General features: G+C 39.9%; 13 protein-coding genes. 5 read left to right on the top strand and 8 right to left on the bottom strand.

Features of this window, described 5'->3' with window-relative positions; translation table 11 throughout:
- Nucleotide 1 precedes the first annotated feature (1 nt).
- Nucleotides 2-247 (bottom strand): hypothetical protein, encoded by a 246-nt coding sequence (locus IQ244_RS01760; protein WP_193889355.1) that lies wholly within the window; start codon nt 245-247, stop codon nt 2-4.
- A 289-nt stretch (nt 248-536) separates the two neighbouring features.
- On the opposite strand from IQ244_RS01760, the gene IQ244_RS01765 reads away from it, so the two are divergent.
- Nucleotides 537-776: a hypothetical protein gene (locus IQ244_RS01765; protein ID WP_193889356.1), complete on the top strand. Its 240-nt coding sequence runs from the start codon at nt 537-539 to the stop codon at nt 774-776.
- Between the two features lie 167 nt (nt 777-943).
- On the opposite strand, the gene IQ244_RS01770 is transcribed toward IQ244_RS01765, so the two are convergent.
- Together IQ244_RS01770 and IQ244_RS01775 are read right to left on the bottom strand one after the other, a co-directional pair.
- The gene (locus IQ244_RS01770; protein ID WP_193889357.1) at nt 944-3,781 is read right to left on the bottom strand and encodes a PAS domain-containing protein; all 2,838 of its coding nucleotides are present in this window, start codon (nt 3,779-3,781) and stop codon (nt 944-946) included.
- Nucleotides 3,782-3,964: 183 nt separating this feature from the next.
- Nucleotides 3,965-5,077 carry a Gfo/Idh/MocA family protein gene (locus IQ244_RS01775; RefSeq protein WP_193889358.1) on the bottom strand — a complete coding sequence of 371 codons (1,113 nt, stop codon included), beginning with the start codon at nt 5,075-5,077 and terminating at the stop codon, nt 3,965-3,967.
- Between the two features lie 198 nt (nt 5,078-5,275).
- Here IQ244_RS01775 and IQ244_RS01780 point away from each other — a divergent pair, with 198 nt between their 5' ends.
- Both IQ244_RS01780 and IQ244_RS01785 read left to right on the top strand, forming a co-directional pair.
- Nucleotides 5,276-5,590 carry a hypothetical protein gene (locus tag IQ244_RS01780; RefSeq protein WP_193889359.1) on the top strand — a complete coding sequence of 105 codons (315 nt, stop codon included), beginning with the start codon at nt 5,276-5,278 and terminating at the stop codon, nt 5,588-5,590.
- A gap of 85 nt (nt 5,591-5,675) precedes the next feature.
- Entirely contained in the window at nt 5,676-6,269 is a 594-nt protein-coding gene (locus IQ244_RS01785; protein WP_193889360.1) for a hypothetical protein, read from the top strand.
- A gap of 92 nt (nt 6,270-6,361) precedes the next feature.
- Here IQ244_RS01785 and metK read toward each other — a convergent pair whose 3' ends face one another.
- The 3 genes from metK to IQ244_RS01800 all read right to left on the bottom strand — a co-directional run bounded on the left by metK (nt 6,362) and on the right by IQ244_RS01800 (nt 11,357).
- The gene (gene metK, locus IQ244_RS01790; RefSeq protein ID WP_193889361.1) at nt 6,362-7,546 is read right to left on the bottom strand and encodes a methionine adenosyltransferase; all 1,185 of its coding nucleotides are present in this window, start codon (nt 7,544-7,546) and stop codon (nt 6,362-6,364) included.
- Between the two features lie 107 nt (nt 7,547-7,653).
- Nucleotides 7,654-10,683, bottom strand: a complete 3,030-nt coding sequence (locus tag IQ244_RS01795) for a cation-translocating P-type ATPase (protein WP_193889362.1) — start codon at nt 10,681-10,683, stop codon at nt 7,654-7,656.
- Nucleotides 10,684-10,832: 149 nt separating this feature from the next.
- Nucleotides 10,833-11,357: a DUF5132 domain-containing protein gene (locus IQ244_RS01800; RefSeq protein ID WP_193889363.1), complete on the bottom strand. Its 525-nt coding sequence runs from the start codon at nt 11,355-11,357 to the stop codon at nt 10,833-10,835.
- A 318-nt stretch (nt 11,358-11,675) separates the two neighbouring features.
- Here IQ244_RS01800 and IQ244_RS01805 point away from each other — a divergent pair, with 318 nt between their 5' ends.
- On the top strand, nt 11,676-12,122 hold the full coding sequence (locus IQ244_RS01805) for a pyridoxamine 5'-phosphate oxidase family protein (RefSeq protein WP_193889364.1): 447 nt from the start codon (nt 11,676-11,678) through the stop codon (nt 12,120-12,122).
- 35 nt (nt 12,123-12,157) lie between these two features.
- A complete protein-coding gene (locus tag IQ244_RS01810; RefSeq protein WP_193889365.1) occupies nt 12,158-12,364 on the top strand; it encodes a ChaB family protein in 207 nt (68 codons plus the stop codon).
- 557 nt (nt 12,365-12,921) lie between these two features.
- Here the strand turns inward: IQ244_RS01810 and IQ244_RS01815 are convergent.
- Together IQ244_RS01815 and IQ244_RS01820 are read right to left on the bottom strand one after the other, a co-directional pair.
- Nucleotides 12,922-15,057, bottom strand: coding sequence for an amylo-alpha-1,6-glucosidase (locus tag IQ244_RS01815; protein WP_193889366.1), 2,136 nt, complete (start codon nt 15,055-15,057; stop codon nt 12,922-12,924).
- 4 nt (nt 15,058-15,061) lie between these two features.
- Nucleotides 15,062-15,874: an SDR family oxidoreductase gene (locus tag IQ244_RS01820; RefSeq protein ID WP_193889367.1), complete on the bottom strand. Its 813-nt coding sequence runs from the start codon at nt 15,872-15,874 to the stop codon at nt 15,062-15,064.
- Nucleotides 15,875-16,377 lie beyond the last annotated feature (503 nt).

Consider the following 16,377-nt stretch of genomic DNA (forward strand, 5'->3'; position numbering starts at 1 on the left):
ATCAACCCAAAGTGGTATCACTTGTATATGTCATCGGTCTTGGTTTGGCTTTTTGAGATGGCTGTGGAGATTTGCGCGGAGGTTGTGGTGGACGGCAGGTTTCGCAATATAAAGGACGAGGGCCAAAAGTCTCGCGTTTTGTTGTCTGATTACATTCTTTGCAGACAAAGTGGAAGACCCTGGTGTGAATTAGTCTTTTATGCGCTCTAACAGTGTATTCCTGCACGTCTACATATTTACTTGCCATAGTCCAGAAGCATGAATTTCAATTCTATTAATATAGCTATTCAAGCAAATGAAATTGAATCAGTGTGTGTTGATTTGTAAGTTTTATTCAAATCAATGATTGATTCTCAAAACTTAAGTTGCAAATATTGCACTCAGGTAACTAGGCACTGATCAATTTGCTATCTTCCGACAGAGACATCAGTATTCATCCAACTTAAATTTAAGTCTTCTGATAGTGTCTGATGTACAGTCAGTCAGTTTAGGTTGGGAGTGTGAATCTCTAGAATATCACTGTGGAGAAAATAGTTATGCCTGGTGGTCATGCAAGTCATAAAGGAAGTGGAGACAAACCAAATACTAATGCCGAAGGCCTGATGGATATGGCTGCTGATAAAAACGTGAATCCTGAAGATGAGTTACTAGAAGGAGCAACTACAAATACTACGAGAACCCAAGAATTTGTGGATTATCCTCCAGCTATTCAACGTCCAGACGAGGAAATACCAGAAGAATTCAACAGTGAGAATTCAGAATCAATTAGTGGATAAACAAACCTGCTACTAATTTTTTTGCAGACAATAGCAAAAATTGGGTGTGATGTTTCACTGTGTATTCATCGGTGGTCTGCCACAGAATTCTGTTTTGATCACATCACACAGGTTTTTAATAATAGTATTGGCTACAATTTTTGCTACCTCATATATTGGGGAATTCACTAGAAATCATCATTATCTCTTCTGCCCATCAAATCGGCAATCAAAGAGATTAATTCTTTTGTGTCTACAGGTTTAGTAACATGTTTTTTAAAGCCTGCTGCTAATACTTTTTGGCGATCGCTTTCCGCTACATAAGCAGTGAGAGCGATCGCGGGGATATTTCCACCTTGTGCGGCTGGCAAGCTTTTAATTAACTGCATTAAAGTATAGCCATCCACTTCTGGCATACCTAAATCACTAATAATTAAATCTGGGGGTGATTCGGCTATTGCTAATAAAGCTTCGGTGGCGGAGGCGGCGACTGTGGCGATCGCACCATATTGTTTGAGTAAGAAGCTGATAAAGTGCCGCGTATCAATTTCATCATCCACAACGAGTATTTTCAATCCAGTTAGGAGGGTAGGATTTAATTTTTGATCTTCGGTGATAATGGGGCTGAATGCGGTTTTTTTATCTTGGATGAGAGGTAGTTTGACAGTAAAAGTTGCACCTTGGTTTTCGCCAGGACTGTCGGCGGTTACTGTTCCGCTATGCAAGTCTACTAAGTGATGCACGATTGCCAAACCTAAGCCTAAACCGCCAAACTTTCTGGTGATGCTACTATCTGCTTGTCGGAAATAGTCAAATACGAATGGTAAAAAGTCTGGAGAAATGCCTTGTCCTGAATCTTTGATGATAATTTTGGCATAGTTATCAGAGGTAGTGAGTGTAATTTCTACAGTTTGCCCAGCGGGAGTAAATTTGATGGCATTACTTAATAGATTCACGACCACCTGTTGTAAACGATGAAAATCCCCCAGCACTTTAGCTAGATTAATATCTGCACCCTTGTCAATAGTAATAGATTTTTCAGTTGCTGCTAATCGCACCGTTTCTAATGCAGCATTAATTACATATCCCAAATCAACATTCACAAAATTGAGATGTAGCTTACCCCTGATGATCCGGGAGACATCCAACAAGTCATCAATTAATTTCAGTTGTAATTTGGCATTGTGTTCAATAGTTTCTAAGGCTTTAATTGTGATCGTTTCATCAAATTTCCGAGTTTTGAGTAATGTTGCCCATCCTAAAATTGGGTTGAGAGGCGATCGCAATTCATGGGAGAGAATCGAGAGAAACTCATCTTTAATTTGATTAGCTTGTTTGAGTTCTTCGGTTTGTTGCCTTAAAGCCCTCTCTAGTTGTTTGGTATTGGTCAAATCGAGAATAAAACATACCCAATAAGCAGGCTGCTGTTCTACCAACGCACCACCAATCAAAATCGGTACGCGGGAATTATCTTTGCGGATGTATTCTTTTTCATAGGGAGTGCAGACTCCATCTGTCAAGAGTTCCCTAATTTTCTGGCGATCGCGATCGCCATATTCTGGTGGTGTAATCTCTTCTCGGCGAATCTTACCTGCCAATAATTCTTCACGACTATAACCGAGCATATCCAAAAAAGCATCGTTTGCTTCGGTGATTTTGTCAGGTGTAGAAAACATAATGCCGATAATATTCGCCTCAACTAACCGCCTTAATTGAGTTTCTCGCTGACGCAATTCGTCTTCTGCCTGTTTGCGCTGGGTAATGTCAGTAATAGCACCAACAACTCTAACAATCTGACCATCTTCATCTTGAACGACAAACCCCCGATCATCTACCCACACATCATGTCCATGTTGATGACGCACGCGGTATTCGATATGGTATCGGTTAGTAACAGCCATCGCCGCTGTAAACTCATCGATAATCCTTTGTTGATCATCGGTATGAATGCGTTCTTGCCACCATTGCAAACTTGGTTCTGCTTCTTGTTGGGTATAACCAAATAGTTGAGTCAAACCTGAAGTTCTTTGGATAGAATTTTCCCTCTGATTCCAGTCATAGATTAGACAATTAACAGCCGCGGCTGCTAATTCAAATCTTTCGTTACTCTGGCGCAGGGCAATTTCTATATGTCGGCGTTCTGTAATATCAAAAGCAATGCCGAGAATTTGGTGTGGCAAACCATGAATAGTTTTGCGATAAATAGTTTCATAGCTACAAAACCAGCGCCATTCACCATTAGCGTGTTTGATGCGATATTCAACAGTGAATGTATCATGATCATCGGCAGATTGAAATTGTTCAACATGACTAGGCAATCGTAATAAATCTTCTGGGTGCATCAAGTTGCTAAATAACTCATTACCCATTGCCTGAATTTCTGTTGGTGTATAGCCCCAAAGTTGCGTAATTTTGGCATTAACGTAAAAATTTTGCTGCTCAACCAGGTCGTAGATATACATTACACCCGGAACAATATCCGCAATTTTTTCAATCAGATAGAGATTATCAGAATTAGCTTGACTCTCAACGGCACGAATTATGGGAGAATCTTGATAACGTTCCCAATTACTCTCCGGTTGTGGGGCGATCGCAATTTGCGTAAAAGTAGTAACAACTCCATAAGCTGTGGTGTCGTTCCCAGAAAATAAAGGTTGTGAGTTAGTCAACAGCCAGACTAATTCACCGTTAGGTTGACTAAACCCACAGACAAAATCTAAGCAGGGATTACCTGTTTGTAAAACTTTGATGGCCGGATGGGTTTCACATAGACAACAAGTACCATCTTCATGAATGACATACCAGTTAAACCCCAGCCATCCATGCTTTTGTAACTCCTCGACAGTGATTCCTAAAATGCTTTCAGATGAGGCATTACAAGCTGGGATACTGCCATCAGCCAACAGTAGCACCATTCCTTCTTCATTACCTGCTACCGACAAGGAATTTGTTTGTCGATGAATTTGCTGGTGTAGGTATGCTCTGATTTGAGCCAGCTGATTTTGGCAGATTTCTGCATCTGGCATTCTGTCTGTGGGTTAAAAGAAATTCAAGGAGAATTTGTTATTCAGTTTTCTAACATGACATAGATATAAGAGCAAGTCCAGAAAATTTAGGTGTTAATTTTATTTTTAGTCAGCGTGTAAAACCAAAGGCTTGCTCAAACAGCAAGCCTTTGGTGACATTGATTTTTTCAACTCAGGCGTGCTTTAAGAATTACCAGAAGGTGCAGCAGCCCGAATTAGTTCTGGCTGATCTTCGTTAGCAGGACGTTTAATTGTTTGATCTGCTGTGGGACGTTGAGAGCGATCGAGAGTTTGCACTTGCACAGGCTGACCTGTTTCAATGGATTGGTAGATTGCTTGAATGATGCGAACATCGTTCAATCCTTCGATTCCCGATGGCTCTGGGTCTTTATCTTGGAGAATGCAATCTGAGAAATATTTGAATTCAGCCGCTAACTGATCGTGTTGTGCAAAAGTCTGCTCTTGGGTTTCACCATCAATGGTGAGGTAATGTTTGAGTTCTCCGTGCCATGTATAGGCGGATTCTACACGTAAATCGCCTTTAGTGCCAACAACTTGATAGGTTGAAACTTTCGCTGCGCCAAAGCTACAAGTAAAGGTTGCTAGTCGTTCGTTAGGAAAGCGTAAGATGACGCTGGCCATTTCTTCGACTTCACTGAAGCGTTGTTCGCCTTTAGTTGCAGCTACAGCAAATACTTCCGTTGGTTCATCTTGAAATAGATAGCGTGCAGCATTAATGCAGTAAATACCAATATCATAGATTGTGCCGCCACCAGTAACATTGCGTAAACGAATATTACCGCCTTCAACTTGTTGAGTAAAAACAGAGTTGAAAACACGCGCTTCACCGATTTGCTGCGATCGCACAATTTCTACAGCCTGCAAGTTGGCTGGTTCTAAGTGTAAACGATAAGCAATCATCAATTTGACACCGTTATCTTTTGCAGCCTTAATCATGGCCTCGCACTCTTGTTCGGTTACAGCCATCGGCTTTTCACACAGCACATGAATTGCCTGATTCGCTGCGCGTACAGTATATTCACGATGTAGGTGATTGGGTAAAGCAATATAAACAGCATCAATCTCACCACTGGTCAAACAGTCTTCATATTCCTCATAAGAGTAAGTATGCTGAATGCCATACTTTTGGCTAATTTCTTGCAGTTTTGTTACATCATCAGAAACTAACGCAACTAATTCAGAATTATCGGTATTAGTAAATGCAGGTAAAGCAGCTTCTTGAGCAAACCAACCTAAGCCAACAACTGCGTAACGAATTTTGTTTGTACCCGTCATTTTTAGATCTCTTGAGGAAAGAAAATTACTCTTATAAGGTGATGAACTTTCTGAAGTATTCCATCCTGCTGATGAGAGAGAGCCTAATCTTACTTACGAGATATACGGCTAAATAAAAAACTATAGTTTAAGTAAAATTACTTCCTCGTTCAACCAATATAATGATGTAGCCTTGAATCTGTTGATCAGGTATAAATAATGAACCGCATAAAATCTAATCCGACGGAACTATTTGCTAGAACCACCATCATTTTTCTCTTAATTTCGGTTATAGGTGCTATTCTCTTCAATTGGCCAGATAACATCAAAAAAGCACTGATGGCGTTTTGGATTGTTGTTCCTCCGTTTTGGTTGTGGTTTGAGTTTTGTTACTTATATGAGCGCGGTATGACTCCGTTTCCCAAGGATTTTGAGAAGTATAAATATAGTCAGGAACTTTCTAAGAATCTCTGGTTAGCAATATCAGCAATTCTGTTATTTATCTACTTTGGTAAGTTACCGGGTTTTCAGTAGTTGGATTTAGCCAAGCTTTAATGATAACACATAAGATTATCTGTTAGAGTATTGATTGTCACTTATACCGAAGATTAGTAGATAAATGAGCATTCTGGAGATTTTTGAATCCTTACTGAAATTAGCTTTTGGAACAGAATACTATACTCTTTTGAAGGGGCGCATTAAGGATAACGATAAGCGCGATATTATTTCCTTGCAGGATTTGGCAATAAAACATCCTGATTTTAAAGATAAGGTAATCGAAATAGCTAAAAGTAAGTTGAAGAGTCAGTCTGAAGGTCTGGATCAAAAGTACGAAGAGTCTGTTACCAAAAAATTCATGAATTTTGATCAGGGATTAAAGCTTATCAAAACTCTTTTAGATAGTGTTACTGGGAGTGGATTCGGAAATACAGAGATAACTGATATGATACTTTCAACCTTCAAATCTACTGTGTGTACTGAAGGAGCTTTATGGTTTGTAGAGTATCATACCGGACGAAAAACTCTTGAGTTATACAAAGTTGAGGAAGTTCAAAATTCAGATCGCTTCAGGATTTTTTATCTCAATATGGAGGTGGATTCAAAGAAAATTAATAACTTCCTTTATAATGAAAGTGAGACCAAGCTTAAAGCAAAGTGTAAAGTCAAAAGCTTCGCAAATCTACAGTCCTTACTCGAATGGTCTGCAAACTAATGACTTTTGCATATTATTACAATATTTAACACCTGCTTGCACCAGAACTTACGGCGACTACAATGGCTTTTTATTTTTACAGTTGTTTAATCTCAAAATAAGTCAACTTTATCTGTTTTTTCCCAGGGTAAATCTATATCCATTCTTCCAATATGGCCATAAACTGCGAGTTGACGATAAAAGCCGCCTGGATGAATTGTTGGTAAATGTCTTAAATTAAATTGTTTAATAATTCCTGCCAGGCGGAAATCAAAATGCTTTTCTAATAGATTAGTAATTTCTTCATCTGATATTTTACCTGTGCCAAAAGTTTCGACTTGAATACTCACCGGACGAGACAAACCAATGGAATAACTTAGCTGTACTTCACATTCATCTGCAAGTTTGGCAGCAATGACATTTTTAGCGGCATAACGGGCAATGTAAGCGCCGATTCTATCAATTCTAATTGGGTCTTTGCCACTCAAAGCTGAACCGCTATGTTTAGAATATTCCCCGTAGGTATCTATGGCGTTTTTTCTGCCGGTTAAGCCTGAATGTACTGCTGGCCCGCCTTTAATAAATGCGCCATCGGGATTAATAAATATTCGGGTTTTGGCATCAGGGCGAATTTCTTCATTCTCAAACACAGGATTAATTACTGTTTCTCGAATATCATCTTGTAATTGTTGGTAATCTGGTTTGCCTGCTTTATTTTGGCTGGCAATGACGGTAATACTATGGATTCTATAAGGACGGCGATCGCGGTATTCTACTCCTACTTGAGTTTTACCATCAGGTGTTAAATAGGGTAGGATTTTTTTGTGTCTAACTTCGTTTAATTGTCTGGCTAATTTGTGTGCTAACCAAATCGGCAAGGGCATAAGTGTATAGGTTTGATTACAGGCAAAACCAAAGACTGTAACTTGATTGGTAACGGTAATTTTTTCTATCTCTTCATCTGATAAATTATGTTCATCAAATAAGTGAGTTTGACTGGCGGGTAATTCTCGCAAGCTGGTTAAAATACTACAGGTTTTGCCGTTAAATTCTTTTTGTTCGTAACCAATTTGTTCGATGACTTGTCTGGCAATATTGGTAAAGTCTACATTGGCGTTTGGTTCAAATCGGGCAGCAATAAATAATATGCCTGTGGATGCGGCACATTCGGTAATGACTCTGGCGTAAGGGTCTTGCTGTAAGAATCTATCTACTATGGCATCGCTGATTTGATCGCACAATTTATCAGGATGTCCTTCGGTGACTGATTCTGATGTGAACATGAAGTCTTTTTTCATAATACTTATGCGATGTAGAAGATTAATTTTTGCAATCTTCTTTGCGTCTTTGCACCTTTGCGCGAAAAAAATTTTAACGAACCGCAGAGACGCAGAGAACACAGAGTTTAACTTAACTGTATTGCATTGTTATTTGAAGGAAGTGAGGGTAAGGAGAGATTTTGTGGCTGAATATTTTTTGTTGATTCATTTAACAGTAAAGGCCACAATGCACTACCAATAATGACGGCAGTATCGACAAAGTTAATTGGGGTAATCTTTAAGAGGTTTCGTAAAGGTGGCAGGGCGATCGCTAAAATTTGGATAGTAAAGGAACCAATCAGGGCAGCATTTAAATAGCCATTGCGTGGCAATTTTTCTTTGCTAAATAGGCTGTGATGTTCCGAACGACAGCTAAATGTATGCAGCAACTGGGCTGAAGTCAGGGTGAAAAAGGCGACGGTACTGGCTTGAGGACTAAAACCATATCTGCGGATGGCGTAGGCGTAAGCGACTAAGGTACTAATAGATAAACCAGCAGACTCAAAGACGATTCGGCCAAAGTCGGATTTTTTAATGATTGGTTCGTTGGGGTTGCGTGGTGGTTGACTCAAAACGTCTGGTTCTGGTGCTTCCATCGCTAAGGATAAACCGGGGAAGATGTCGGTAACTAAGTTTAGCCAGAGGAGTTGGATAGCGTTTAAGGGTTCGCCAATACCTGCGGCGGTGGCGGCTGTCATCACCATGATTTCACTGAGGTTGGTGGCGAGGAGGAAATGGACAGATTTGCGGATGTTGTTATATATTGTGCGTCCGCGACTAACGGCGACAATCATGGTTTCGAGTCGGTCGTCTTCTAAAACGATATCTGCAACTTCTCTGGCGACATCTGTACCGCCTTTCCCCATTGCGACACCGACTTGGGCGGCTTTTAAGGCGGGTGCATCGTTAATTCCATCGCCTGTCATGGCGACAACTTTCCCGGCGGCTTGCAAGGCTTGGACTATTTGTAGTTTATTGCTGGGACTGATGCGGGCGAAGACATCTACTTTGTCGCTGAGGGCGGTTAAGGCTTCGGGGGTGAGATTATTGATGTTGCTGGAGTCGAGAATTTCTAATTGTTGTTCTTGACTTAATTCTAATTCTTTGGCGATCGCATAAGCTGTGGGGCTTTGGTCGCCGGTAATCATCACGGTAGCAATTCCGGCTTGATGGAAGTCTCGAATTAGTTCTTTTGCACCTTTCCTAATGGGGTCAGCCATTCCAACTAAACCTAACCAAATCAAGTCTGTTTCATGGTTATTGTTGCTTGGCGACTCGTTAATCTGGTTGTAGGCTAAACCTAAGACGCGTAATGCTTTCCCAGCCATGCGATCATTTTCTATAGCGATCGCTCTTTTATCTGCTAGGGTTAATTCTACTATTTCCCCATTTTTTACCCATGTTTGGCAAAGTTCCACCACTTCCGAGGGGCTTCCTTTCATGGCGACCAACTTTTGACCATCATGAGTCTCGTGAATTGTACTCATCAAGTTGCGATTTTCTGACCGCAAGTTGGTTTGGACTAGGGGATACTTTTGTCTGAGGTCGATGATATCTACCCCCGAACTAATGGCCATGTAAATCAGGGCGTTTTCGGTGGCTGAACCAATGACTTCATACTTACCATTTCCTTCGCGGCTAACTTGGCTTTCGTTGCAAATAACTGAGACATGAATTAGTTTTAATAGTTCATCGTTGTGATATGGATTTATTGTTTTTTCCCCGGTGATAAATTCCCCGTCTGCAACTTTAATGTTGTGGGTGTTAGTTTGAATTTCCACGACTGACATTTTATTTTCTGTCAGTGTCCCGGTTTTATCCATACAAATTGTTTGGACGGAACCCAAGGCTTCAACTGCACTTAAACTACGCACAAGGACGCGATTGCGGCGCATATCGCGGATACCGAGGGCGAGGGTGGTAGTCGCTACGGTGGGTAAGCCTTCGGGAACCGCAGCCACGGCGAGGGAAATGGATGATTTCAGCATTTGGACTAAGCCGTAGCCCCGCCACACGCCCAAACCGAAGACTAAGCCACAAATACCCATACTGACTAATACCAACTGACTACCCACTTGGTCTAGTTGTTTGGCGAGGGGGGTTTCCATTGCGGTGGCTTCACCCACAAGTTGCTGAATATGTCCCATTTCGGTGGATTTACCTGTGGCGACAACAACCGCCAGTCCTTGACCACCTGTAACAAATGTGCCTTTATAGGCCATGTTCACGCGATCGCCTAATGGGATATCTTCACCTATAAGCAAATCATCTGTTTTAATTACAGGCAGACTCTCCCCAGTTAAGGCAGATTCATCAATACTCAGGTTTTCTGCGGCAATTAATCTGGCATCTGCGGCGACATAACTGCCGGGTTTGAGAGCTAAAATATCTCCTAAAACTACATTTTCTGTGGGAATTTCTTGCAGGTTACTATCTCTAATTACCCAAGTCGATGCGGGTTCTCGATTTTTAAGGGAGTGAATAATCTTTTCTGATTGGCTTTCTGTAGTGTAACCAATTGCGGCATTGAGAATTACTACACCTAAAATTACTGCCGCGTCAATTACTCCGCCAGTGAAAATAGACACACCCGCCGCAACTCCGAGTAATGCCACTGGTAGAGATTTAAATTGCTCAATAATAATGCTTAAATCAGAGCGTTTTTCTATATGTGAGAGGACATTAGCCCCATATTTTTGCAGATTTGCCCTGGCTGATTCACTGGATAATCCCAAATTTTCCGAGGTATTTAATTTGTGGATAACTTTATCACCTGGCAGTAAATACCAGTCTTCTCCCTGTTGTTGCTGAGGATGATTAACAGTTATTTTATTGGTTTTGAATTGTTTTTTGCTTTTATGCGCTGAAATTAACTTACTCTTTTTTTTGTAAGTTAATAAAACTTTTTCAATTATCCCTGCTATATCTTGATAGCTTTTTTCTTGAGGGAAATAAACTAAAATTTTGCTTGTTAAGGGATTAGCCGAAACATAATTTATTTCTGGATAAATTTCTAGCGATCGCTCCAGATAATTTTTGAGGTCTGCTGAATGATGAAGTTCTTTAACTTTATATCTAGCTCTGCCTTTAACTTTGGTATGTATTGCTTGAATCACTGCAATTTTTGCCCCCAGTTTTATCTTGCAAAACTGCAATTTTAAGATATATCTCCATTGTAAAATTATAGAGTGTGAAACTCCCATTGCTGTCAACTATAATGTTAAGAGTTTCAAAGTTTATAGTTTGATTAATCAGACTCAATCGATTAATTTTTATATCTGTTTACTCGCTGTGATGTCTCGGAAACATTAAGTTTTATGAAACTATCAAAAGCAAACCATGCTATTATATACCAGGGGATGTATTCAAGCTTTAACCCCTGTTTTATTAACTGAGTCATAGCAAATAAACCAAGTCCTAAAGGTATTATCAAGCGCAAATCAGCCGCCCTATTAGTCATTTTATAGACATCAGCATTAAAATCAGACATTATATTTAACAAATCTTGCGCGATCGCCGATTTATAGTCTGTTAAATAAGCTGAAGAAGTTGAGCATTTTCTATAATTAAATTCTTCTATTGTTCGGCGATAGCGCTCATTATCAGTTATTATAGCAACTATCTCTTGATAACTTTGAGATAAATTTATCCCTTCTTGAATAGCCGTTTGAACTAGAGGTTGTTTGATAACTTCAGCCACAGGCACAATTATCGGTGAAAAAATAATCGCAGTTAAACCATCAACAATTTCTGGTAAATTTACTTTTTCCCAATTAAAGTTAGACTCCATAAACATAACTCCTCTCAACGCGACTAATAACTCTAGAAGCGTAATCAAACTATTAACTATTTCCATCATCCAAAAGTCACAGAGATATCTTTAAATTTCTATCTCAAGAAATAATTATGATTGTTTATTGATAGCATTTAGATTCATGATTTCTTGAAAAAGTCAGATAAGTTTTTGATTAGGGAAAAATTTCCGTCTTTAGACTCAAGTAATTCCCTAAGGTAAATGTTAAGAATAAAAAATAGATTACACCAAAATTAAATATTGGTTGTAACCCCTCAAAGCTAGGTAAACCAATTAATAAAAAAACGTAAAATTATGGCAATTTCCACCAACAGCGATCGCCAGATTCAAGAACTGCAAACCTTAATTAAAGATATTGACTATGGGATGTTGACCACAGTCAATGACGATGGTAGCTTGCACAGTTGTCCGATGCACTCAATCGATGAACTAGATGCAGATGGTACACTCTGGTTTTTTACTAGCGCCAATTCTCATAGAGTGAGTGAAATTGAACATAACCAGCAAGTAAATGTTAGCTTTACATCATCCCAAAATCAGCGTTATATTTCCATCTCTGGCACAGCACAATTATTACAAGACCGTCAGAAAATGGAAGAACTATGGAAGCCAGAATTACAAACTTGGTTTTCTCAGGGATTAAATGAACCAGATTTGGCTTTACTCAAAGTCAATATTAAACAAGCTGATTATTGGGATAGTCGTTCTAGTTATCATCCACAACATATCAACTTGTCTTAAATATCACAGCTTTAAAATAGTGGGGTAATGATTTTATGCCCTATCAACAAATTGAGGAATTACCAGATTCAGTTAAAGACCATTTACCTAAACACGCCCAAGAAATTTTTCGGGCTGCCTTTAACAATGCAGAAACGGAATACGGTGAAGAAGAAAGTGCTTTTCGTGTGGCGTGGAGTGCGGTAAAGCGCGATTATGAGAAAGGTCAAGATGGTCAGTGGTACAAGAAGTCAAATAATTAATATGTAATCAATTCTACTGCTAATCAGATTAACATCAAAAAAGCTATTTCTTTAGTTAGACGCTAGGGACAGTAGTAAAAGTTATTTTTCTTACTGGCAGTAGTAGTAAACTTCGACCCTGGGGATTGAAACAAACAACAGTAAAATTCTTGAGCATTCAAGAGGAGAAACTGAAAGTTTGTCAGATATTCCCAGGTTATTTCTTGGTTTGATAAGTTATCTAAGTAAGTCAGTGTGAATATTTATCGCTAGTACAAGGCAGAAGGCAGGAGTGAAGAGGGTTTTAGTATAGTTAATTTTTCTTCACATAGTTCGATTTTTCTGAGTCGTTCTACTTAAAAAATTTGTTATTACCTCCAGTTTATAGGTTTGCCTCAATTCTAAAAAGTTCAGCATTATCAGTCCTCCAACTAACGGGGTGACATCGATTGCCTTTAGTTGGTAAAAATTCCTTTAAAGCTACAGTCCAAGAAAAACCCTGAAATATGATTGCTGCACCTAGCACAATATAATTTTATGTCGGGTCTTCTAAGAGACGATGAATCTGAAGCCATTTTTTACTGTTCTCTATTCCCTTTCATCACTTCTAATTCCCCTTCTTGATGAATAACTTCCCAGTGAGTTTGTTCTCTCTCCCGCCAAAAACGCAATGAAACTTTTGCGTCTCCCACAGATAGATTAGATAGTTCCAAATCTGGTAAACACTCTGGTAAGCAAGGCTGGATTTTCAACTTTCGTTGTGGTGCATCGGCTTCGAGTCCTAAGATGCTGCGAATGAGTAAGAAAATTGCACCAGCCGCCCAAGCTTGGGGTATGTTGGCATCTGGATAGGGGACTGGAAAGTTATCATCTCGGCGTTCAATTCCTGCAAACAATTCTGGCATTCGCCCAGCTTGAAAATAACTAGCAGCAGCAAAAATCCCTTCAGCGATATGATTAACTTCTTTGTCGTACCCGTATCGTTTCAATCCAGCCGCAATGATTGAATTATCGTGCGGCCAAACACTACCTCGTTGATAGCTAATAGGGTTATACCCTTTATTTTCAGATGAGAGAGTCCGTATACCCCAACCACACCAGATATCTTTCTGAAAAAGTCGCCCGGCAACTCTTTTCGCCCTTTCTTGGGGTACAATCCCAGACCATAGTAGATGACCCGGATTTGAGGCGATCGACTTAATTTGTTGCTTGTTGTTATCTAAGCCAAGACAATAAAAGCCTTCATCTTCCATCCAGAATTGTTCATTGAATCGTTGATACAATTCCTCTGCTTTTTGACGTAGCTTTTTAGCTTGTTCTTGTTCTCCCCACACCTCATAAATTAAAGCAGCCTTGAGCCAAGCATCGTAGACATAGCCTTGTACCTCACACAAAGCAATGGGCGGTTCAACTAACTTGCCATTTGGATAAACCATTGATTCACCCGAATCTTTCCAGCCTTGATTGCGTAATCCATGACTAGAACGAGTGACATACTCGACGAACCCATCATTATCAAAATCGCCGTACTTATCAATCCACTTTAGGGCTTTTTCTAGAGGCGATTTACACTCATTCAGCATAGCTAGATTAGCATTCCAGCTATAAGTTTCAGCTAGGGTAATAATCCAGAGAATAGTAGTATCTACCGTGCCGTAATAGGGATTGTAGGGTAGTTGATTGAGTTTGGTTAATTCGTCACGCCGCAATTCATGTAGCATCTTGCCGGGTTGAGCATCGTGCCAGTCATCCGACTCGGTGGCTTGCAGTTGAGCTAACCGAACAAGCGTACCACGAGCAAATTCATGATAAACCGCCATTGTTTGTAAGCTGGTAATTACAGAGTCACGTCCAAAGACAGCCATAAACCAAGGAATACCAGCCGCAGGCATCCAAAACTGATGCCCATTGTCTTCTACTTGAATTCGTAATGCTCCCATATCAACGAGCGCCTGCTGATAAAATCCCCGAATTTCAGCATTAGAAGACTGCAACTTTGTCGCGTTACTCAGAAATTCATCGCTGATTTTTCCGGCTTCTGTATTGTGGGATGCAGCACAGGTTTGTTGTGGTTGAAGGGCATCTCCATTGGCTAAGGCTGTAAAGTTGATACAGGTATGCCATGTTTTCCCTGGAGTAATCATTACATTAAACATCAATCGACCATTGGCATAGCTTGCCCCAGAAGTGGAACAAACTGGCTCAGTCACGATGCCTCGAACAAAAGAACGACTACGATACTTGGTAGTGAGTACACTGTCTTTCCATACTGTTTCAGTATTACCTCGCGTGACGATGTTCTTGGCTCTCACTTCAAAAATATCCGCAAAGTCAGAACGAATCGCCAACATCAGTAGAAACTCAATTGGTTCTGAGTGGTAGTTGGTGATATCGATATCTTCGTGCATTCCTCCTACAATGTCGCGTCGAATGGTTACAAGCAAACTACCAGAAGCTAAATTGCCGTTAACAGTGGGGATTTGCGGATTCGTGAATTGGTACAGCGCACTATGATGGGTAATGTTACTAGAAGTTAGTAGTAAAAGTGGGTAACGATTGAGAGAAATTTCGTAGTAAGAAATGAGACGTGTGTCATGCACAAAAAAACCTTGCGCTTGATGATCGTCGATGGAACCATCATTAGCAGTCACAAGAAAAGAGGAACCATCGTTAATTGTGATGACGCTTGGGTTGACAGTGACTTGTGTAGGCATAACTTCAACCATTCTCCGTAAAACCTGGATACAAAGTCATGCCACCGTCTACAAACAGGGTTGTACCGTTGACATAATCAGAGTCATCAGAAGCTAACCAAACTGCTGCTTTGGCTATGTCTTCTACATCACCAACACGTTTTGCCGGAATCAGTTGTAGTAACTTCGCCTCAGCTTGTGGGGTATCCCAAGCTGATTTATTAATGGGAGTTTTGATGGCACCAGGAGCAATACTATTAACACGAATTTTATGGGGAGCTAGTTCTTGGGCAATACTCTGCATCATCATATGAATACCGCCTTTACTAGCAGCATAATTAACATGACCCGCCCAAGGAATCACTTCATGCACTGAACTGATGCAGATAATCTTACCTGCGGTAGATGAAATCTGCGGTTGTACTCCTCTGCGGAGAAATTCTTTTGCAGCTTCTCTAGCACACAAAAATTGTCCTGTGAGGTTGACTCCAATAACTGTATTCCATTGGTCGAGGGTCATATCTACAAAAGGTGAATCTTTTTGCAGACCTGCATTGTTGACTAAAATATCAATGGTTCCGAAGTGCTGAAGTGTCTGGCTAAACATTGCTTTAACTTCGTCTTCTTTGCTGACATCAGCTTGAATGGCGATGGCTTCACCATTATTAGCTTTGATATTATCGACAATTTTTTGGGCTTCTTGGGCCTCAGAATGATAGTTAATAGCGACAGATGCACCAGAGGAAGCCAAATAACGAGCTATAGCTTCACCAATGCCAGAACTAGCACCAGTGACAAGTGCTTTTTGACCTTTGAGCAGGTAAGGGGAATAGCTCATAATGTTTCCTTAATTTCTTAAAATCTAGGTTTTTATTGTCACTAAGGCTCAATAAATATGCTTTCTATTACTTTTTTTGATAACTATTAGGAATCCGGTTTGATTCGGAGAACTATGCGTAAAGAGAGGAAACAAGGCGCAGAAAACAGGTAAAAAGTAATAAAATTGTCTTGAGTTTTTTCACCAAATCAAATATGAGTCCTATCCTATTTTTATATAAAATTCAATATTGAATAACAGAGTTAACAATATTGAGGATATTTTTTACTTTAACTCTTGTTAAAGCAGTGACAAAAATTACAGTGTTAAGTGTTTAATTTATAGATAGGTATTGCTTTGATTCTGGCATTAATTTATAAGTTTGCAATGGCGATCGCCTCCAGCTAGTGGAGGAATAAACAGTTATTTCCAAAGACAGAGAAGAATTTCACTTAATTCTCATAATTGTAGGAAATCTTTAAAATATACAGTTAGCAGCACTTGGTTTCTAAGCAAATGAAACA

It is taken from the genome of Nostoc sp. LEGE 06077 (assembly GCF_015207705.1).
Lineage (GTDB): Bacteria > Cyanobacteriota > Cyanobacteriia > Cyanobacteriales > Nostocaceae > Nostoc_B.

Excerpts from the sequence above, each read along its gene's own strand:
- IQ244_RS01760 (WP_193889355.1), bottom strand. The coding sequence starts at position 247 with ATGGCAAGTAAATATGTAGACGTGCAGGAATACACTGTTAGAGCGCAT.
- IQ244_RS01770 (WP_193889357.1), bottom strand. The coding sequence starts at position 3,781 with ATGCCAGATGCAGAAATCTGCCAAAATCAGCTGGCTCAAATCAGAGCA.
- IQ244_RS01765 (WP_193889356.1), top strand. The coding sequence starts at position 537 with ATGCCTGGTGGTCATGCAAGTCATAAAGGAAGTGGAGACAAACCAAAT.
- metK (WP_193889361.1), bottom strand. The coding sequence starts at position 7,546 with ATGAAAAAAGACTTCATGTTCACATCAGAATCAGTCACCGAAGGACAT.
- IQ244_RS01810 (WP_193889365.1), top strand. The coding sequence starts at position 12,158 with ATGCCCTATCAACAAATTGAGGAATTACCAGATTCAGTTAAAGACCAT.
- IQ244_RS01785 (WP_193889360.1), top strand. The coding sequence starts at position 5,676 with ATGAGCATTCTGGAGATTTTTGAATCCTTACTGAAATTAGCTTTTGGA.
- IQ244_RS01775 (WP_193889358.1), bottom strand. The coding sequence starts at position 5,077 with ATGACGGGTACAAACAAAATTCGTTACGCAGTTGTTGGCTTAGGTTGG.
- IQ244_RS01800 (WP_193889363.1), bottom strand. The coding sequence starts at position 11,357 with ATGGAGTCTAACTTTAATTGGGAAAAAGTAAATTTACCAGAAATTGTT.
- IQ244_RS01780 (WP_193889359.1), top strand. The coding sequence starts at position 5,276 with ATGAACCGCATAAAATCTAATCCGACGGAACTATTTGCTAGAACCACC.
- IQ244_RS01815 (WP_193889366.1), bottom strand. The coding sequence starts at position 15,057 with ATGCCTACACAAGTCACTGTCAACCCAAGCGTCATCACAATTAACGAT.
- IQ244_RS01820 (WP_193889367.1), bottom strand. The coding sequence starts at position 15,874 with ATGAGCTATTCCCCTTACCTGCTCAAAGGTCAAAAAGCACTTGTCACT.
- IQ244_RS01805 (WP_193889364.1), top strand. The coding sequence starts at position 11,676 with ATGGCAATTTCCACCAACAGCGATCGCCAGATTCAAGAACTGCAAACC.